Source organism: Selenomonas sp. KH1T6, assembly GCF_900108415.1.
GTDB lineage: Bacteria > Bacillota > Negativicutes > Selenomonadales > Selenomonadaceae > Selenomonas_B > Selenomonas_B ruminantium_A.
In genome coordinates this window covers 114,223-133,159 of the sequence record NZ_FNWN01000006.1, presented here as the reverse complement: position 1 = coordinate 133,159, position 18,937 = coordinate 114,223, and the positions used below count along the sequence as shown (strand labels likewise).

The window sequence follows — 18,937 nt, the reverse complement described above, 5'->3', positions numbered from 1 at the left end:
GTGCGTTTATTTGACTATAGCAAACTGAGAGAAATTTCCTGGGATAGCCAGATTGTTTCATATATAGCTCAGATTCAGGAATGCAAGGGGCGTCAGGAGCTATATATACGCCAAAAGCCGGTGGAGCTGAACCGGTTGGTGGATATTGCCAAGATACAGAGTACGGAGGCCTCCAACCGCATAGAGGGCATTGTCACCACAGAGGCACGCCTGAAGCAGCTGGTAGCGGACAAGACAACTCCCAGGAATCGTGATGAAAAGGAAATATTGGGCTACAGGAACGTGCTCAATGTCATCCATGAAAGCTATGAATACATACCTCTGAATGCGAACTACATACTGCAGCTTCACCGAGATCTTCTGAAGTACACGGAGCTGTCCTATGGGGGACGATTCAAGACTACGCCAAATGAGATAGATATGACACTGCCGGATGGCACCAGGCAGGTGTTGTTCAAGCCTTTGGAGCCTTTTGAAACACCGGTGGCAGTGGAAGCTGCCTGCCGCAGCTACAATGATTGCCTGGGTAAGGAAATCATATCGCCGCTGCTTTTGATTCCGTGCTTTATACTTGACTTTCTCTGCATCCATCCTTTCAATGATGGGAATGGCCGCATGAGCCGCTTGCTGACCTTGCTGTTGCTCTATCGCAGCGGCTATTTGGTAGGTAAATACATCAGTATGGAAAAGGCCATTGCCGATACCAAGGAGGAATATTATAATGCCCTGCAGGAAGCAGACCAGGGATGGCTGGAAGAAAAGCATGACCCTGTGCCGTTTATCAAGTATATGCTGGGAGTGATACTCGCTTGTTACCGTGACTTTGAGAGCAGGGTAAACTTGCTGGGAAATGCAGGCAGCAAGAGCACTGCTTACGACATAGTGAAAGCATACGTGGAACAAAAGCTGGGGCAGTTCACGAAGCAAGAGGCAGCGGCAAACTGTCCGAGCATAAGCCATGCTTCCATTGAAGCGGCCTTGAAAAGGCTGGTAGAGGAAGGATACTTGGTCAGGACAGGTGCGGGGAGAAGTACCTGCTATGGCAGGAAAGAGCAATGATGGACTGTGGTCTGCAACATACGGCTGATGGTGCTGTACTGAATCATAAAAATTAAAATACGCTTAAAATCTGATTGAAAATCAGCCTGAAATGAGATATAATAATTTAAAAAGCTCCCCATTGGGAATTCGAATAATATAATGACGAACTAGTATAGGCAGAAGGGATTCAGCCGACGTAACTAGGGGCAAGGAGGTAGATGCTATGATCATAGCAGCCCAGAATGCCCACGTCATCGAGGCTGAGGTTCGCGAGGCCGAGACCAGGCGTGAGGTATGTGCCGGAGAGGATTTCCGCAGCATGGTGGCAGAGGAAGTGCGCCAGCAGACCTTGGCGGAAATCCAGAAAGAGAACGAACTGTGCGGCCTTGGCAACATCAAGCGTGACCTGCAGCTGCAGATAAACAACCCGCATCTGCTGAACATCCATCGTCGGGTGATGGCTGACGGCAGCTACATCATCACGGAGAAGCACGGCGAAGCACAGGTGTCTCACTACTGCAAGCGGCTGACTTGCAAGCTGCTGACGGTGGGGCAGTGACAAAGGCTTGTTTTGGGCGCCCTTGAGGGGGCGTCCTTTTATTTTGCCTTTCTGAGGGCAGGGATATGGGCAGTCTGCGGCGAAAGAATCCCTCGTTGAGCAATTTGTAACGTAGCGAGAGCAAAGGGAGGTATCTTTATGCCCAAGACACGAAGTTATGCTGTGCTGTGCTTTGCCCTGTGCAGCTTCCTGCTGGCCCTGGTGTGGACACCGGCAGAGGCGGGGGCGGCTTCCGGCACGGGGGAGCTTATCATTTACCACACCAATGATATGCACGCCCGGGTCCAGCCCCAGGATGACTGGGGAAAGTCCATCGGCCTGCCGGAAATGGCAGCGGTGGTGAAGAAGGCCAGGGCGGAAAATCAGGCTGTGCTCTGGCTTGATGCGGGGGATACTGTACATGGCATGCCCATGATCAATGTGTCCAAGGGAGAAAGCATGGTGCCACTGCTGAATGAAGCGGGGATTGACGCCATGGTGCCCGGCAATCACGATTTCAACTACGGCTCAGACCAGCTGGAGAAACTTGCCAAGGAAATGAATTTCCCCGTGCTCTGCGCCAATATGGTGCGGAAGGATAATGGCAAGCTGGTTTTCCCTGCCTACAAGATTTTCAAAGTGCAGGGACTCAAAGTGGGCGTCTTTGCCCTGACTACCCCGGAATGTGCCTACAAGTCCAGTCCTGCCGGTGTGGCTGGGCTGGTTTTTGAAAATCCTGTGGACAAGGCCCGGGAGATGATCAGGAAGCTCAGGCCTAAATGTGATGTGCTCATCGGTCTCATGCACATGGGGTTGGACGCCAGCAGCGAGTTCACCAGCGAGCGCATTGCTCGGGAAGCGCCGGGCATTGACCTGATCGTGGACGGCCACAGCCACACTTCCCTGCAGCAGGGCCTGCAGGTGGGCAAGACCCTGATTGCCCAGGCGGGCTACTATGAGCATAACCTGGGAGAGGTCAGGATAGAGGTGGAGAAGCACCGCATCACGGGCATGAAGTCCCGCCTGCTGGGCAAATCCGCCCTGGAGAATCTGGGTATAGCTCCGGATGAAGGAATCGCCAAAAGCATTGAGCAGGTCAAGGCAGACAGCGAGAAGCTCTTTGCCAAAGTGGTGGCTCATAGCGACAGGCAGCTCAGCAGTGACAGGCTGCTGGTGCGCCGTCAGGAATCGGAGCTGGGCAACCTCTGTGCCGATGCCATCCGCTGGCAGACGGGGGCGGAGATTGCCGTGGTAAATGGCGGCGGCCTGCGGGCAGATCTGCCCAAGGGGGATGTGACTCTGGGCAACTGCCTGGCCATCTTCCCCTTTGGCAACACCATACGCATGGCGGAGGTGCAGGGCAAGGTCATCCGTCAGATGATGGAACACTCTGTCTTTAGCTATCCCGCTTCCTTCGGCGGCTTCCTTGATTTCTCCGGCATGACTGTAGACTGCGACCCCACCCTGCCGGTGGGCAGCCGCATCAAGGAAATCAAGGTGAACGGCGTGCTGCTAGATGATGAGCGCATCTACACCCTGGCCACCAATGACTTCCTCTTTGCAGGGGGAGACAACTACGAGATGCTGAAAGGATCCAAGATCGTAGGGGAATCCAATACCTGCGAGGAAGTCCTGTCCAACTACCTCAATCAGGTGGGCATCCAGGATATCAGCACGGGCCGTCTGACCATGGAAAAGGTGCTGGAGGTGCCTGCAGAGGAATTGGATGTACCTGAGGCCGCGTAAAATTCAATGATGTTTGGAACACCCCCATGAGAGCTTGTGGGGGTGTTTATTTTATTTGACATACCCTGTTATTTTTAATGAAATTATAATCTTTTTTTAATGTTGTATAAACAATCTTGTTTTAATATAATTGCAGTGAGTATGAATATTAGAGGGGGAATATAGATGAAGAGGAAACAGCTGGGCTTGGGGGCGCTGGCTTTGACTCTGGCAGTCAGCGGACTGGTGCAGCCTGCAGTGGGCAGCTGTGCCGCCCTTTCCTTGGATGAGGCCGTCGAGATGGCCCTGGCCCAGAACACCGGGCTGAAGGTGACGAAGAAGGGGGAAGAGACAGCTGAGGCACAGCTGCGCCAGGCCAGGGGCAATAACGGCGTGTCCGTGTCAGCTAGCGACAATCTCTCTACGGGCAAAAGAAGCGGCGGGGAGAGGAGTGACAGCAACAGCCTGAGCCTTTCCGGTAGCCTGCCCATCTACTCAGGCGGCAAGAATCAGGCCAATATCAAGTCACGGGAGATAGGCGTGGACACGGCGAAGCTGGCCACGGAGCGGGAGCAGGAGGATCTGAAGCTCTCCGTCATCAAGGCTTACTATAATGCCCTGGAAGCTAAAAAGAACATCGATGTGAATCAGGAATCTGTGGACAACTATCAGGCGCACCTTACCAATGTGCAGCAGCTCTACTCCGCCGGCTCCAAGGCGAAGATCGATGTGCTGCGCTCCTCTGTGGAGCTGTCCAATGCCCAGCAGGACCTCATCAGGTCTCAGAACGCTTATGAGGTGAGGCTGGCAACCCTGCGGAATTATATCAATATGGACAGGGAGGAACCCCTGACCCTCACTACGGACTTTGCCTATGAGAAATTCAGCCCTGAGCTTAGTGAGGCTGTGGCTTACGCCTACAGCAACCGCAAGGACCTGCTTTCTGATGAGTATGTGGTGGAGCAGAAGGAACTGGCCATCAAGGCGGCCAAGGCGGGCTTCCTGCCTACGGTGAATCTCAGCCTTGGGCTGGGGCAGTCCAATGATTTCCACCCGGGCAGCGATTCCAGCCATAACTGGTCCGCAGGCGTGGGGGTCAACTGGAATATCTTTGACAGCGGCGTCACGAAAGCCCAGGTGGATGAGGCAGAGATTGCCAGGGATGTGGCAAAGCTGAACCTGGAGAAGGACAAAGAAACGGTGGACCTCACTCTGCGCACCGCTTACTACAATATGCGGGAGGCAGAGAAGCGCTTCAATTCCACCAGCGATGCTGTGAATCAAGCCGAAGAGGACTACTACATCGCCACGGAAAAATACCGGGCAGGCGAGGGCCTGATGCTGGATATCATCGATTCCCAGCTGGCTCTATCCACAGCCAAGTTCAACTACATCAGCGCCCAGTATGACTATGCAAGGTACAAGGCAGAAGTGGAAAATGCCATGGGCGTTTCCCTGACTGAAAGCGAACTGGCAGCTGCATCTAAATTAGGGCAGGAGTAACGAGTAGGTCTTACCTCCACCGCTTGCGGGGGAGGTGGCAGCCGAAGGCTGACGGAAGGGGGAGAAGGGCAGTTGCTCTTTTTGCCCCTTCCACCACCTTCGGTGGTCCCCCCTTCCCCGTTTCACGGGGCAGGTAATTATAACGAGGTGATTTTATCTTGAACAAGAAAATTATAGCAGCCGTGCTAACGTTGCTTTTATTAGCTGGCGGCGGCTACTATGCCTACACCAGCTATCAGCAGAAGCAGGCCGCCGAGCAGGCGGCTGCGGTGAAGACCGTGAAGGTGGAGCGCATGAATATCAAGTCCACAGTTTCCGCCACGGGCACTATCCGCCCGGTGGACTCCGTAGAGGTCAGCGCCAAGATCACTGCCCGCATCAAGAGCATACTGGTGAAGGAAAACGACACGGTGACGGCGGGGCAGACTGTGGCTATACTGGACGGCAAGGATTTTGAGGCCCAGCGTGACCAGGCCCAGTTCAAGGTCACCAATACCCGGGCTAAATACAATCGCGCTGTGTACCTGCACGGCATTGGGGCGGAAACTGATGCAGATCTGGAGGATGCTACTCTGAACTATCAGACGGCAGTATCAGCCCTGTCTGAAGCAGAAAGCGACCTCAATGAAACTGTCATTGTGGCCCCTATGGATGGCGTAGTGGTAGGCGAGCCCCAGACTGTGGGCACCATGGCAGTGCAGGGAACCAGCAATCCCACGGTGATTATGCGCATCGCTGACCTTTCCAGCAAGCAGATTCAGGCGAAAGTGGATGAAACGGATATCGGCAACGTGAAGGTGGGCCAGGAGGCGGCCTTCACCGTGGACAGCTACACTGGCAAGACTTTTACGGCCAGGGTTTCCAAGATTTCCCAGACGGATACCAGCAACAGCTGGAACACCAATTCTTCTACGTCCTCCTCCAGCTCCAGTTCCTCTGCCAGCGTCATCTACTACTATGTGACTCTGGATGTGGATGACCCGGAAGGGATACTGATGCCCTCTATGACCGCCCGGGTGGAAATCAATACCGCCAATAAGGAAAATGCTCTGGTGGTGCCCATCTCCACTCTCAAGACCGACAGCAACGGCTCCTACGTCATTGTGAAGAATCCCGACGGCACTCAGGAGAACCGCTACGTCATGACAGGCATCTACAGCGATGAGTATGTGGAAATTCTGGAGGGACTCACCGATGGTGAGGAAATAGTGGCCACCTACACAGCCAAGGCAGGTGCTGGTGACAGCGCAAAAAAAAAGAATCAGGGCGGACCGCCTCCCATGTGACGAGACAGCTGAGGAAGTAGTTATGGCAGAAAAAGACAACCGCCATGTGACCATCAAGCTCACGGGCATACGCAAAGTATATAAGATAGGCGGGGAGGAACTGGCGGCGTTGGACGGCATTGACCTGGACATCCATCAGGGGGAGTTTGCCGCTCTCATGGGCCCCTCCGGCTCGGGCAAATCCACGCTGATGAATATCCTGGGCTGCCTTGACCGTCCCAGCACCGGCTCTTACAAGCTGGACGGGGAGGAAGTGGCGGGCCTTAGCGATGATAAATTAGCCATCACCCGCAATAAGAAAATCGGCTTTGTGTTCCAGAACTTCAACCTGCTGTCCCGCATTTCGGCTCTTGACAATGTGGCCCTGCCTCTGGTCTATGCCGGGGTGGGCAAGAAGGACAGGCTGGAGCGGGCCATGCAGTGCCTGCAGGCGGTGGGCCTTGAGGACCGGGCCGACCACCAGCCAAATGAACTTTCCGGCGGCCAGCGCCAGAGGGTGGCTATCGCCCGGGCCCTGGTGAATGACCCGCATATCATCATGGCAGACGAGCCCACAGGCAACCTTGATACCAAGTCCACCAAGGACATCATGGAAATCTTTGAGAGCATGCACGAGATTGGGCGCACTATCATCCTGGTCACCCATGAGCCGGAGATTGCTGCCTGTGCCAGCCGTCAGTTGTTGGTGCGTGATGGGAAGATCACCCGGGATGCAGGGAAGGGAGTGGTGATGGATGTTATCTGAGCAGGCGAAATCATTCAAGCTCCCACCCTTCACCGCCAAGGCACACAAGTTCTGGCTCAATGATGCGCGGCAGTGCTTCGTGATGGCTATCATAGCCCTCAAGGCCAACAAGATGAGGACCTTCCTCACCATGCTGGGCATCATCATCGGCGTGGGGGCGGTGATTGCCCTGGTGTCTGTGGGCATGGGGGTCAAGAGTAATGTCACCAGCTCCATTTCCAGTCTGGGCTCCAATATGCTGATTGTCTCTCCCGGCTCTTCCAATCGCGGCGGCGTCCGGGGGGCGGCAGGCTCCATGCAGACTTTGAAATACGATGATGCCGAGGCCATCAAGGAGAAGATCAAGGGCATTGACTATGTTTCGCCCACCGTCAGCGGTTCTTATCAGGTGGTCAACGGCAATATGAACTGGAATACCTCCGTGCAGGGGGTGACGCCAGAACTCATGTCCATCCGCGCCCTGACTGTAGGCTATGGTTCTTTCATCAGCCAGAGCGATATGAACAAAAGGCAGAGGGTGGCTGTCATCGGCACCACGGTAGCTTCCAACCTCTTTGGCACGGACAATCCCGTGGGCAAGAATATCCGCATCAACAATCAGCCCTTCAAGGTCATTGGCCTTTTGGAAAGCAAGGGCCAGTCCTCCATGGGGCAGGATCAGGATGATATGATTTACATCCCCCTGACTACGGCCCAGGAGCGCATGCTGGGCATCACCTACGTCCAGTCCATCAACGTGCAGGTCACGAGCCAGGACGATATGGATCAGGTGCAGGCAGAGATAGAAACTCTCCTGCGGCAGCGCCATCACATTCTGGCAGGGAAAGATGATGACTTCAATGTGCGGAATCTCACCAGCCTCATGGAGGCGGTGAGCGAGAGCACCTCCATGCTGACCATCCTCCTGGGCTGCATTGCGGGGATTTCCCTGCTGGTAGGCGGCATCGGCATCATGAATATCATGATGGTGTCGGTGACAGAGCGCACCCGGGAAATCGGCATCCGCAAGGCCCTGGGAGCCACTTATGGCAATATCATGATGCAGTTCATGATTGAGTCCATGGTGATAGGCATCGTGGGCGGCATCATCGGCATAGTGCTGGGGTGCGGGGCTTCCCAGATCATAGCAAAGCTGGGCAGCTTCCAGACCCTCATCACGCCCCTGCCCATTTTGGTGTCCTTCTTCTTCGCTGTAGGGATAGGGCTTTTCTTCGGGATTTACCCGGCCAGGAAAGCGGCTAAACTGGATCCCATTGAAGCACTTAGATATGAGTGAGGTTGCCGTACTTTTTCTTTGTCGCAAAGAAAAAGTACCAAAAAGAAAACGCGGCCCCGGTTTGATCCTCAAACACGAAGGGCCGCAAGGGTGTCCATCCATGGACACCGCCATACTGGAAAAGTTGGCCTCCTCAGGCTATGGGGAGGCTTTTTTTATGCTGTTGCAGGATTCACTAAGGTGGTGCTAGAATTTAAAGGCAGTGCAATAATATTTCTTTATCGTAGAAGGGGTCGATTCAATCGTGAAGATATTGGTTACTGGTGTTACGGGCCAGCTGGGTTATGACTGCGTGAAGCAGCTGGAGAATGAAGATAATGTTGAGGTCAGGGGCGTTTCCAGCAAGGAGTTCCCTCTGACTGAGCCGGTGAAGATGGAGGCTTATCTGAAGAAATTCCGCCCCGAGGCGGTGATCCACTGTGCGGCCTATACGGCAGTGGATAAGGCTGAGGATGAGCCGGAGGCCTGCCGGGCGGTGAATAGCGAGGGCACCCGTGTACTGGCCAGACTGTGCAGGGAGATTGATGCCAAGCTCATCTACATCAGCACGGATTACGTATTCCCAGGAACGGGGGAGGAAGCATACAGCGAGGACGCTCCTACTTCTCCCGTGAATGTCTATGGCGCTTCCAAGCTGGCAGGAGAGGAGGCCGTCAGGGAAATCCTCACGAAATACTTCATCGTGCGCATTTCCTGGGTTTTTGGCTACAATGGCAAGAACTTCATCCGCACTATGCTGAAGCTTTCCGAAAACCATGACAAGCTCACTGTGGTGGATGACCAGGTGGGGTCCCCAACCTACACCCGTGATCTGGCGGTGCTGCTGGCAGAGATGGTGAAGTCCGACAAGTACGGCACTTACCACGCCACCAACGAGGGCTTCTGCTCCTGGGCTGACCTGGCTATCGAGACTTTCCGGCAGGCCGGGGTGAAGGTGGAAGTGGAAAGGGTAACTTCTGATAAGTTCCCAACTAAGGCTGTAAGGCCACATAATTCCCGCATGAGCAAGGACGCCTTGGATAAGGCAGGTTTCCATCGGTTGCCTAGATGGCAGGATGCGGTGGGAAGATATCTGATTGAGCTGCAGGCTAATTGATGTCCACATAGAGAGTACACTGACCTTCAGTGTACTCTTTTTTTACTACAGGGAAAAGAAAATCCTCTCCGTGCGTACAAAAATGGCGAAAATCCCTTGTTAAGATGTAATGTTTCTGATATACTTACACAAGTAGTAATACAAGTGGACTAATATACAATAAGGAAGGATGGTGTGGGGAACTGGTAGAAAATAAATTAAACAAGATTGCGTAGGATGAATTTTCACTGTCAAGGCAGAGGAGTGAGGCGTAGCGGCGCTACGTCGAACGACGATAACGCAGACAGGGGGAATTCAGACAAGCAAGATGTTTAATTTATTTGCGGACAGTTCCCTAAAAGAGGGGATGTCTAAGATGTTGAAGAAAGTAAGCAAGAAATATCAGGAAACAGCCCTGATCAAGCTCATCGCCATGGGCCTGGTAGTGGGCATCCTGCTGGCGCTGTTTGCACCGGCAGCAATCCCAGTGGTTTCTGTTTTCGGTGACCTGTTCGTCAAGGCCTTGAAGGGCGTGGCACCCATTCTGGTGTTCGTGCTGGTCATGAACGCCATGGCCCAGAAAAGCGCCGATGCCAGTGCGGCTATGAAGCCCATTGTGCGGCTCTACGTGTTCGCTACGTTTTGCGCCTCCCTGGTGGCGGTGCTTTACTCCTTTGCTTTTCCCACGGCTTTGCAGCTGGCGGTGACGGATGCCGAGGTGGCGCCTCCCTCCGGCATTCTGGAAGTGCTCCACAACCTGATTCTCAGTGTGGTGGACAACCCCATCCATGCTTTGGCCAGCGCCAACTACATCGGTATCCTGGCCTGGGGTGTGCTGGCAGGCATCGCCCTGCACTCTGCTTCAGACAGCACCAAGGAGATGCTGTCTGACCTGGCCAAGACTGTGACCAAGATTGTCCAGTGGGTCATCCGCTTTGCTCCCTTCGGCATCATGGGCTTGGTGGCCAATGCCATCGGCGAGAGCGGTCTTTCCTCCATGGTGAGCTACCTGCAGATCCTGGCAGTGCTCCTGGGCGCTTTCTTCACGGTGGCTCTGATCATGAACCCGTTGATCGTGTACCTGCACCTGCACAGGAATCCGTATCCGCTGGTTTGGACTACTTTGAAGGAAAGCGGCGTCTATGCGTTCTTCACCAGAAGCTCCGCTGCCAATATTCCCGTGAACCTCTCTCTCTGTGAGCGCCTGGGGCTGAATCCGGATACTTATTCCATTTCCATTCCTCTTGGCGCTACCATCAACATGAGCGGCGCGGCCATCACCATCGCGGTGCTGTCCCTGGCAGCTGCCCACACCATGGGTATCAATGTAGACCTGCCCACGGCTCTCCTGCTGTGCATCGTGTCCACGGTAGGCGCTTGCGGCGCTTCCGGCGTAGCCGGCGGTTCCCTGCTGCTGATTCCCGTGGCCTGCTCCTCCTTCGGCATCGGCAACGACATCGCCATGCAGGTGGTAGCAGTAGGCTTCATCATCGGCGTCCTGCAGGATTCCTGCGAGACGGCCCTCAACAGCTCCTCCGACGTGCTGTTCACCGCCACCGCAGAACTCAGCCAGAAAGCCAAAGAAGGCAGCCTGACAGCCGAGGATATGGTGCCGAATAAATAAGAAAAAAGGCTTGCTCAACCAAGTTGGAAGAGCAAGCCTTTCAATTATGATAAAATCAAGACAAATGCCCGGCGCTCAGGGATGAGCGCCAAAAGCGGCCCTTCGTGTTTGAGGATCAAACCGGGGCCGCGTTTTCTTTTGGTACTTTTCTTTGCGACAAAGAAAAGTACAAGCCGTAACTTTACTTATTGATGATCAATGCCGTGAAGACAAGGTCTTCCGTAGCAGAAGCATTGGCAATCCCGTGCTTCTCCCCTTCGGGGCAGAAAGTGGTAGTCCCTGCTCCAATCTCTTTCTCCGTGCCATTGTCATTGTAGATGGCCTTGCCGGAGAGGATATGATAGGCCTCTGTATTCCCTTTATGCTCATGTACCCCGATGGAGCAGAGGGGCGGGATGATGACCTTGGAGAACATGGCGCACTTGCCGTCAAGTTCCTCCTGACCCAGCAGATGAACGATGGTGATGGTGCCCTTGCCGCCGGCTTTTTCTGTAGCCTGTACGGGTTTTGCTTCAATAAATGCCATAGCAAACTCTCCTTTTCTTTTGGAAATTATTTTGGTAGAATAATATATACTATTTTAGCATTTATTCCCGCGGAGGTACATAAATAATGGTATATTTGCTCAAATTCGGCGCGAGTTTCATTCTGCCGCCGGGCATTTTCATAGTCTTTCTCTTTTTCTACAGCATTCATCTTTGGAAGCATTCCGCCAGCGGCGGCGGCATTTACGGCTGGCAGAGGCCTACGCTCAGAAAGAAGGTGGCTGCCATGCTGATGGCCTTCACGATTATTTTCTATTTGTTCTGCACGCCCTGGATGGCGGAAAAGGCCATGGGCTGGCTGGAAGGAGCGTATCAGCCGCCCAAGAAAGCCACGGGTGATGTGGTCATCATGCTGGGGGGCGGTGCCTATGCGGATACCCCGGATGTGAGCGGCCAGGGCACCCTCTGCGCCGCACCTTCGGCGCGGCTCCTGACGGCGGTGCGGCTCCAGCGGCAGCTGGATGTGCCTATCCTCCTTTCCGGCGGGCAGGTCTATGAGGATACGGGGGCTGAGGCAAAGATTGCCAAGCGCATCCTGATGGATCTGGGGGTGCCGGAGGAGAAAATCCTGGTGGAGGACCAGAGCCTCAATACCACCCAGAATGCCCGCTACTCTGCCCAGATCATGCAGGAAAAGGGGCTGAAAAATCCCGTGCTGGTGACTTCCGCCTTCCACATGAAGCGGGCTATGCTGAATTTCCAGAAGCAGGGCTATGAGCCTGTGCCCTTCCCCTCTGATTACCGCACGGGCAAGAAGCACGTTTTCCACTATGTGAAGCTGCGTCCTTCCGTGGATGCCATGTATGACAATGCGGTGGTCTTGCAGGAGACTTTGCGGACTCTTGTGACGAGGTATTTTGAATGAGTGCAAGTACGAAGAATCTCACAGAGGGTGAGCCCTGGCGGCTCATTCTCTTTTTTACTCTCCCCCTGATTGCGGGGAATATTTTCCAGCAGCTCTACGGTTTTGTGGATACCCTTATCGTGGGGCGCATCCTGGGGGTGGAGGCCCTGGCGGCGGTGGGCTGTACGGGGCCGCTGCTGTTCCTGATCATGGGCTTTGCCATGGGCACCACGTCGGGGCTGTCTATCTATACGGGACAGCGCTTCGGAGCAAAAGACGAGAAGGGGGTGCGCCAGAGTGCGGCGGCCTGCCTGTTGCTGACTCTGGCCATTGCCATAGTGATGACGGTGCTGGCCTACGGCCTCTGCCATCAGCTGCTAGTCTGGATGGAAACGCCGCCGGAAATCATGGACAATGCTTACGCCTTCATCAGCATCATCTTTGGCTGGCTGGTGGTGCCCTTCTTCCTGCTGATGATCACCAATATGGTGCGGGCCCTGGGGGACAGCCGTATGCCTACGGTAATCCTGGCCTTTGCCCTGACCTGCAATATCATCCTGGAACCTGTCTTCATCATGTTCTTCGACTGGGGGGTGCCCGGAGCGGCCTGGGCGGTGATTGCTGCCCAGAGCCTGGGCGTGGCGGCGTCAATACTCTACATCTGCAAGAAGGTGCCTGCCCTGCACATCCAGAGGGAGGACTGGCATCTGACCAAGGAAATCCTCTGGGGGCATCTGCGCATCGGCCTGCCCATGGGCTTCCAGACTTCCATCATCGCCATCGGTGCAGTCATCCTGCAGGTGGCGCTGAACAATCTGGGGCCGGTGGCGGTAGCTTCCTATGCCGCCTCCCAGAAGGTTGACTCCCTGGCCCTTATGCCCATGATGTCCTTCGGCATGGCCATGGCGGCCTACACTGCCCAGAACTACGGGGCGCGGAAGTACCACCGCATCAGCGAGGGCGTGAAGAAATGCGTCTATATGTCCGTGGGCTTTGCCATTGTGATGGGCATCATCAACGCCCTTTGCGGTCCTTGGCTGGTGGGGATGTTCGTCACGGAAGAAGCGGAGCAGGTGGTGGAGTACGGCAGCATGTACCTGCTGATCCAGGGCTCCTGCTACTGGGTGCTGGCTCTCCTCTTCATCTTCCGCAGTGTCCTGCAGGGCATAGGCCAGAGCGTGGTGCCTACCTTCGCTGGCATCATGGAGCTTCTGATGCGCGCCGGTGCTGCCCTGATACTCTGCGAGATGTGGGGTTATCTGGGAGCCTGCTGGGCCAGTCCTTTGGCCTGGATTGGTTCGGCGCTGCCCCTGATGATTGCCTTTTACTTCACCAGGAAGTCTTTCATCAGGAAAGGCATGCGGGAAGTGGCGTGATGGACAATTGTACTTCTTCGTAGTAAAATACAAGGCAGGGAGGATTTTCTCCCTGCCTTGTCGTATATACAATATAGTATGTAGCAATGCAGAATGAAGTATCAATTTTTTTACGGGAAGGGTGGATCAATTTATGTATCAGGACGAATACAAGCGCTGGCTTGAGGCGGATCTCATTGACTGTGACTTGGGAAAAGAACTGAGGGACATTCAGGGGGATGATGAGGCCATCAAGGAGCGCTTTGCGGCTTCCCTGCAGTTCGGTACTGCAGGCCTGCGCGGCACTCTTGGTGCCGGCACCAACCGCATGAACATCTGGGTGGTGCGCCAGGCTACCCAGGGTGTGGCTGACTGGGTGAAAGGCGAGGGCGGCACTCAGACGGTGGCTATAAGCTACGATACCCGCCTCAAGGGCTGGACTTTTGCCAAGGAGGCCGCAGGCGTGCTGGCTGCCAACGGCATCAATGTCCGCATCTACGATGAGCCCATGCCGGTACCTGCCCTGTCCTTTGCCACCCGCTTCTACAAGGCAAATGCAGGCATCATGGTCACCGCCAGCCACAACCCGGCCAAGTACAACGGCTACAAGGCCTACGGACCGGACGGCTGCCAGATGACGGATGATGCTGCCGATGTGGTTTACAATGCCATCCAGAAGACGGATGTGCTCACCGGGGCCAAGTACATGTCCTTTGCTGAGGGCGTGGAAAAAGGCTTGATCAAGTTCGTGGGCGAGGACTGCAAGGACGGCCTCTATGAGAATATAGAAGCTTGCCAGGTGCGCCCGGGCCTTTGCAAGACTGCTGGCCTGAAGCTGGTTTATTCCCCGCTGAACGGTACCGGCCTGGTGCCTGTGACCCGGGTGCTGCGTGACATCGGCATTGACGATGTGACTATCGTGCCGGAGCAGGAGTACCCAAACGGCTACTTCACCACCTGTTCCTATCCGAATCCTGAGATCCTGGCTGCCATGGAAAAGGGCGTGGAGCTGGCCAAGCAGGTGGGGGCAGATTTGATGCTGGCCACCGACCCTGATGCTGACCGCGTGGGCATCGCCATGAAGTGCCCGGATGGCTCCTATGAGCTGGTGTCCGGCAATGAGATGGGCGTGCTGCTCCTTGACTATATCTGCGCCGGCCGTCAGGAAAAGGGCACCATGCCCAAGGACCCTGTGGCTGTGAAGTCCATCGTTTCCACCCCGCTGGCTGATGCTGTGGCCAAGCATTATGGCGTAGAGCTTCGCCATACGCTGACCGGCTTCAAGTGGATTGGCGACCAGATCCTCCAGCTGGAGGGCAAGGGCGAGGAGAACCGCTTCATCTTCGGTTTCGAGGAAAGCTACGGCTATCTGGCCGGCCCCTACGTCCGTGACAAGGATGCCGTAGTGGCTTCCATGCTGATCTGCGAGATGGCAGCTTACTACAGGAGCAAGGGTTCTTCCATCAAGGCCCGCCTGGAGGAAATCTACAGCCAGTACGGCCGTTACCTGAACAAGGTAGACAGCTTCGAGTTCCCGGGCCTGTCCGGCATGGACAAGATGAAGGGCATGATGGAGAATCTGCGCAAGGATCCCATCAAGGAACTGGCTGGCAAGAAGGTCGCGAAGGTCATTGACTACCTGGACACCGCTGCCACCGGCCTGCCCAAGTCCAATGTGCTGACTTATGAGCTGGAGGATGGGTCCAGCGTGATTATTCGTCCTTCCGGGACGGAGCCGAAGATCAAGGCTTATTATACTACCAAGGGGAAGGATCTGGCGGAGGCTGAGGCTGCTAAAGAGGCGTTGGCTGCTGCTGTTAAGCCGTATCTGTCCTAAGAATTGTATATAGCACTAAAAAAAGAGCCTGAAGGCTCTTTTTTTAGTGCTATTCTCCATACTCGTGAGTATAACTGATTCTAGAATTACCACGTAAGTAGTAGACCATACCTGCCCCGTGAAACGGGGAAGGGGGACCGGCGGAGCCGGTGGAAGGGGAGAGGAGGGAAATCGACTTTGAAGAGCATGATTCGCTCCCGTGCCCCCCCTTCCACCGCCTTGCGGCAGTCCCCTGTCCAGGGAGCCCACCGGGCTCCCGCGCTTAAGCGCCCCCCGCAAGCGGTGGAGGTAAGAACTGCTAGGAGCGTAGCTCTTATAAATGGAAAATCACTTTTATTGAGATAGCTTCAATTATCCCAGAAGCACAGCATCCTCTCTGCCTGGGACTGTTCTTTTTCTGCCTCTACTTCCTGGGTGATGTTGAGGTCTTTCTGCCCATATCCTTCGGTCAGATTGATATTTTTGGACAGCCATTCGTCGGAGAAGAGGGGCTTGTCTATGAGGATGGCCCGAATCTGTGCTCTGGCTTTGTCTATGGCGGCTTTGTCCTGAGAGGATAGGAGGAAATCTCCCAGCAGGCGGCCTACGGTCTGCATGGAGGGTTCTTTCAGGGCACGGGTGGTGGGGTCCAGGGCGGAGAGGCGCAGGATGGGGAAGGTGAGGCCTTCGTCGGAGGTGAGCATCTTTTCGCCTTTCACCAAGAGGCCTGCTTCTTCCAGTTTCTCAGCCATTTTTTCCGGGGCTTTGCCTTCGGGCAGACGGGCCAGTACCAAGTGGCTTTCGGTGTCGCCACAGAGGGTTTTGAGGCCGGCATCACGCAGGCCTTTCTGCAGGGCACGGGCGTTTTTCAGCACCTGTTCGCAGCAGGCTTTGTAGGGGGCAGCGCCTGCTTCCAGGAAGGTGGTGGCAAGGGCTGCCAGGACGTTTTTCTTCACCATGGCATGGCCTGTTTCCAGCACAGCCTTGTCCATCCTGTTTGCCAGCTCCCTGGTGGTGAGGATGACGGCGCTCTGGGGGCCGTGGAGGGCATCGTTGGTGGGGAAGGTCACCACATCGGCATAAGGTATGGGGGAGGGAGCGCAGCCGGCGGCTACTGCGCCGCCGTTCTGGCCGATGTCCACCCAGAGATAGGCTCTCACGCCTTTTGCGATATCCTGCAGCTTCTCGAAATCCATCTGCCGGGGATAATTGACAGGGGAGTAGATGATCAGTCTGGGCTTCCGGGCCTGGGCAATCTTCTCCACCCTCGCCAGGTCTATGAGCTCTGTGTCCGGGTCAATGCTGAAATTCAGGAACTCAAAATTCATCCAGTCACCGCTGCAATGCTCAGATTTGCGCCGGTTGAAGGAAAGCACCGTGCCCCCCGCCTGCAGCAAGGCATGGAAGACCACCCGGGAAGCGGAAGTGATATCCGACAGCCGCACGATGGCATGGTCTGCCCCAAAGAGTTTTTCAGCCCGGTGGGCGGCGATGTCTTCCAATTTCACCCGCGAGTTCACGGCATGATGGTCAAGGTATCCATTGCCGAAGATGCTGCCCTTCAAATAAGCGCAGAAGGGAGAAACAGCATTGGAGGTAGGCAAAAGGGAAAGGGTAAACCGCTGCCGCTGCACCTCCTCCTGCAGCAGCCCATATATTTCCGGATCAAAAGCCGAAAGGCTTTCAGTAAGTGTCTGATTCTGCATATAAAATCTCCTTGTATTCTGGTATGCAAATGGTATTAGCAGTCTTGCCTCCCCCGTTTACGGGGGAGGGGGACCGGCGAAGCCGGTGGAAGGGGGAAGGAGCCACCGAACAATGTCTTTAGAAGCTACTTGTTTACCCCCTGGCCCCCTTCCGTCAGCCCTTTGGGCTGCCACCTCCCCCGCAAGCGGTGGAGGTAAGGTCTGCTAAAAACGTAGCCTTCCTAAATGAAATGTTCAATGCTTCTGAGTATACTTTAAGATTAGCTTACCCTGTTATCCAGTTAACAAAGTAAATAGCCAGCGGAATAGTCACGCAGGCTATGCCGATGAAGTCGATATAGACGCCAGTTTTTATCATCTTCGTAATAGGAATATACCCCGAAGCATACACAATGGCATTGGGCGGTGTGGACACCGGCAGCATAAACCCAAGTGAAGCCGACAGTGCAATGCCCACAGACACGGGTATGGGGCTGATGCCTGCGGAAAGGGCTGCCGTGATGGCAAGGGGCCCAATCATATTGGTAGCCGCCGTATGGCTGGTGAGCTCGGAGAGCAAGAGTGCCATGACTGAGAAAATGGCCACCATGGCCACCTCAGAGGGGGACCCGCCCATGGAGCTGACAATGAGGTCGCCCACCCACTGGGAAAGGCCGGTCTTGTACATCATGCCGCCCATGGCAAGACCGCCGCCAAAGAGAATCAGAGTGCCCCACTCGATGCCCTGCATGGCCTCGGACCATTTCAGGGTGAACTGGCGCTCCTTGAAATTCACCGGCAGGAGGAACAGCAGAAGGGCACCAGCCATGGCTGCGATGGCCTCGGGGAAGAGGAGGTTATACATTTTCAGCATGGGGTCCGTGCTGCCAAAAGCAATGGACATGAAGCCAGGCAGCACCCAGAGCGTCACTGCCACGATGAAGGCCAGCAGAGTGTTCTTCTGGGCACGGGTCCAGCTTCCCAGTTCGTCCCGCTTGGTCTTGATAAAGACATCTGCCCCCTCGATGCGGGTGACATCAGCAGGGAACAAATGGGAAAGCACCACATAGGCAATGGCGAAATAAACTACCATGGCAATGAGGCCCCAGGTCATCCACTGGAAGAAGGATACATGGATGTCGCACATGGTATCCAGGAAACCCAGCATGATAAGGTTCGGAGGAGTGCCAATGGGGGTCAGTACGCCGCCGATGGAGCAGGAGTAGGCCGTCATCAGCATGAGGCCGGTGGCGTACTTGTACTCGTGGAGATGGATTTCCCTGCCATTGGCAGCAAACATTTCTTTTATAGAAGTCAAAAGTCCAAGGCAGATGGGGAACATCATGGCGGCGGTGGCAGTGTTGCTGACCCAGCCGGAGCACAGGGCTGCCGCCAGGCCTACCGCCAGGAAAATCCTTTTGGGATTGGAGCCCACCCACTCACGGGACAACAGCCAGTAGGCAAAGCGCTTATCAAGGCCGTGGGTCATCATGGCCTTGGCCAGGATAAAGCCGCCCATGAAGAGGAAAATCATGGAGTTGGCGAAGGCCGCAAAGGCCGTGCCCACGGGCACCACACCAGTAATGACCGCCAGGGTGGGACCGATAAGGGAGGTCACCGGTATTGGCACGGGCTCCGTGATCCACCAGAGAGCTACCAACACCATGATGGCTAAAAGCTTGTGAGCTTCCAAGGTAAGTCCGGCAATTGGAGTCATGAAAACCAGCACTGCTAGGATGGGAGCACCGAAAAGACCTATGGTGCGCCGTTTGCGGTCAAAGGCATCTTCGGCCTTTTTGACAGCATCTGCTTCGCTTTGTCGCTTGTCCAAGTTCATACGCCTCCTTCATATGTAGTGAGAGAAAGTTGCTTATTTTAT

General features: G+C 55.0%; 15 protein-coding genes. 12 read left to right on the top strand and 3 right to left on the bottom strand.

Features of this window, described 5'->3' with window-relative positions:
* From BLW59_RS06060 to sstT, 9 genes are all read left to right on the top strand, one after another.
* Positions 1-1,059: a Fic family protein gene (locus BLW59_RS06060; RefSeq protein WP_074696986.1), complete on the top strand. Its 1,059-nt coding sequence runs from the start codon at positions 1-3 to the stop codon at positions 1,057-1,059.
* A gap of 205 nt (positions 1,060-1,264) precedes the next feature.
* Positions 1,265-1,600: a hypothetical protein gene (locus BLW59_RS06055; protein WP_074696984.1), complete on the top strand. Its 336-nt coding sequence runs from the start codon at positions 1,265-1,267 to the stop codon at positions 1,598-1,600.
* 138 nt (positions 1,601-1,738) lie between these two features.
* Entirely contained in the window at positions 1,739-3,325 is a 1,587-nt protein-coding gene (locus BLW59_RS06050) for a bifunctional metallophosphatase/5'-nucleotidase (protein WP_074696982.1), read from the top strand.
* Positions 3,326-3,490: 165 nt separating this feature from the next.
* Entirely contained in the window at positions 3,491-4,807 is a 1,317-nt protein-coding gene (locus BLW59_RS06045) for a TolC family protein (RefSeq protein ID WP_051650073.1), read from the top strand.
* Positions 4,808-4,962: 155 nt separating this feature from the next.
* The gene (locus BLW59_RS06040) at positions 4,963-6,093 is read left to right on the top strand and encodes an efflux RND transporter periplasmic adaptor subunit (protein WP_139283563.1); all 1,131 of its coding nucleotides are present in this window, start codon (positions 4,963-4,965) and stop codon (positions 6,091-6,093) included.
* A 22-nt stretch (positions 6,094-6,115) separates the two neighbouring features.
* Positions 6,116-6,838 (top strand): ABC transporter ATP-binding protein, encoded by a 723-nt coding sequence (locus tag BLW59_RS06035; protein WP_029541367.1) that lies wholly within the window; start codon positions 6,116-6,118, stop codon positions 6,836-6,838.
* 82 nt (positions 6,839-6,920) lie between these two features.
* Positions 6,921-8,114: an ABC transporter permease gene (locus BLW59_RS06030; protein WP_074697080.1), complete on the top strand. Its 1,194-nt coding sequence runs from the start codon at positions 6,921-6,923 to the stop codon at positions 8,112-8,114.
* Between the two features lie 244 nt (positions 8,115-8,358).
* Complete coding sequence (gene rfbD, locus BLW59_RS06025) at positions 8,359-9,210, top strand: dTDP-4-dehydrorhamnose reductase (RefSeq protein WP_074696978.1); 852 nt, start codon at positions 8,359-8,361, stop codon at positions 9,208-9,210.
* Between the two features lie 355 nt (positions 9,211-9,565).
* The gene (sstT, locus tag BLW59_RS06020) at positions 9,566-10,813 is read left to right on the top strand and encodes a serine/threonine transporter SstT (protein ID WP_074696976.1); all 1,248 of its coding nucleotides are present in this window, start codon (positions 9,566-9,568) and stop codon (positions 10,811-10,813) included.
* 181 nt (positions 10,814-10,994) lie between these two features.
* On the opposite strand, the gene BLW59_RS06015 is transcribed toward sstT, so the two are convergent.
* The gene (locus tag BLW59_RS06015) at positions 10,995-11,339 is read right to left on the bottom strand and encodes a cupin domain-containing protein (RefSeq protein WP_074696974.1); all 345 of its coding nucleotides are present in this window, start codon (positions 11,337-11,339) and stop codon (positions 10,995-10,997) included.
* An 86-nt stretch (positions 11,340-11,425) separates the two neighbouring features.
* On the opposite strand from BLW59_RS06015, the gene BLW59_RS06010 reads away from it, so the two are divergent.
* The 3 genes from BLW59_RS06010 (at position 11,426) to BLW59_RS06000 (ending at position 15,394) form a co-directional block, all read left to right on the top strand.
* Entirely contained in the window at positions 11,426-12,223 is a 798-nt protein-coding gene (locus BLW59_RS06010) for a YdcF family protein (RefSeq protein ID WP_074696972.1), read from the top strand.
* Positions 12,220-13,578 (top strand): MATE family efflux transporter, encoded by a 1,359-nt coding sequence (locus BLW59_RS06005; RefSeq protein WP_074696970.1) that lies wholly within the window; start codon positions 12,220-12,222, stop codon positions 13,576-13,578. The genes BLW59_RS06010 and BLW59_RS06005 overlap by 4 nt, the downstream gene beginning before the upstream one ends.
* 133 nt (positions 13,579-13,711) lie before the next feature.
* Complete coding sequence (locus tag BLW59_RS06000) at positions 13,712-15,394, top strand: phospho-sugar mutase (protein WP_074696968.1); 1,683 nt, start codon at positions 13,712-13,714, stop codon at positions 15,392-15,394.
* A 347-nt stretch (positions 15,395-15,741) separates the two neighbouring features.
* Here the strand turns inward: BLW59_RS06000 and BLW59_RS05995 are convergent, their stop codons facing one another.
* Both BLW59_RS05995 and BLW59_RS05990 read right to left on the bottom strand, forming a co-directional pair.
* Positions 15,742-17,079, bottom strand: a complete 1,338-nt coding sequence (locus tag BLW59_RS05995; RefSeq protein WP_074696966.1) for a serine hydroxymethyltransferase — start codon at positions 17,077-17,079, stop codon at positions 15,742-15,744.
* A 265-nt stretch (positions 17,080-17,344) separates the two neighbouring features.
* Positions 17,345-18,895, bottom strand: a complete 1,551-nt coding sequence (locus BLW59_RS05990) for a DASS family sodium-coupled anion symporter (RefSeq protein ID WP_074696964.1) — start codon at positions 18,893-18,895, stop codon at positions 17,345-17,347.
* Positions 18,896-18,937 lie beyond the last annotated feature (42 nt).

Coding starts and splice junctions, on each gene's coding strand:
- BLW59_RS06035 (WP_029541367.1), top strand. CDS start 6,116: ATGGCAGAAAAAGACAACCGCCATGTGACCATCAAGCTCACGGGCATA.
- BLW59_RS06000 (WP_074696968.1), top strand. CDS start 13,712: ATGTATCAGGACGAATACAAGCGCTGGCTTGAGGCGGATCTCATTGAC.
- BLW59_RS05990 (WP_074696964.1), bottom strand. CDS start 18,895: ATGAACTTGGACAAGCGACAAAGCGAAGCAGATGCTGTCAAAAAGGCC.
- sstT (WP_074696976.1), top strand. CDS start 9,566: ATGTTGAAGAAAGTAAGCAAGAAATATCAGGAAACAGCCCTGATCAAG.
- BLW59_RS06010 (WP_074696972.1), top strand. CDS start 11,426: ATGGTATATTTGCTCAAATTCGGCGCGAGTTTCATTCTGCCGCCGGGC.
- BLW59_RS06045 (WP_051650073.1), top strand. CDS start 3,491: ATGAAGAGGAAACAGCTGGGCTTGGGGGCGCTGGCTTTGACTCTGGCA.
- BLW59_RS06055 (WP_074696984.1), top strand. CDS start 1,265: ATGATCATAGCAGCCCAGAATGCCCACGTCATCGAGGCTGAGGTTCGC.
- BLW59_RS06005 (WP_074696970.1), top strand. CDS start 12,220: ATGAGTGCAAGTACGAAGAATCTCACAGAGGGTGAGCCCTGGCGGCTC.
- BLW59_RS06030 (WP_074697080.1), top strand. CDS start 6,921: ATGGCTATCATAGCCCTCAAGGCCAACAAGATGAGGACCTTCCTCACC.
- BLW59_RS06015 (WP_074696974.1), bottom strand. CDS start 11,339: ATGGCATTTATTGAAGCAAAACCCGTACAGGCTACAGAAAAAGCCGGC.
- BLW59_RS06050 (WP_074696982.1), top strand. CDS start 1,739: ATGCCCAAGACACGAAGTTATGCTGTGCTGTGCTTTGCCCTGTGCAGC.
- BLW59_RS05995 (WP_074696966.1), bottom strand. CDS start 17,079: ATGCAGAATCAGACACTTACTGAAAGCCTTTCGGCTTTTGATCCGGAA.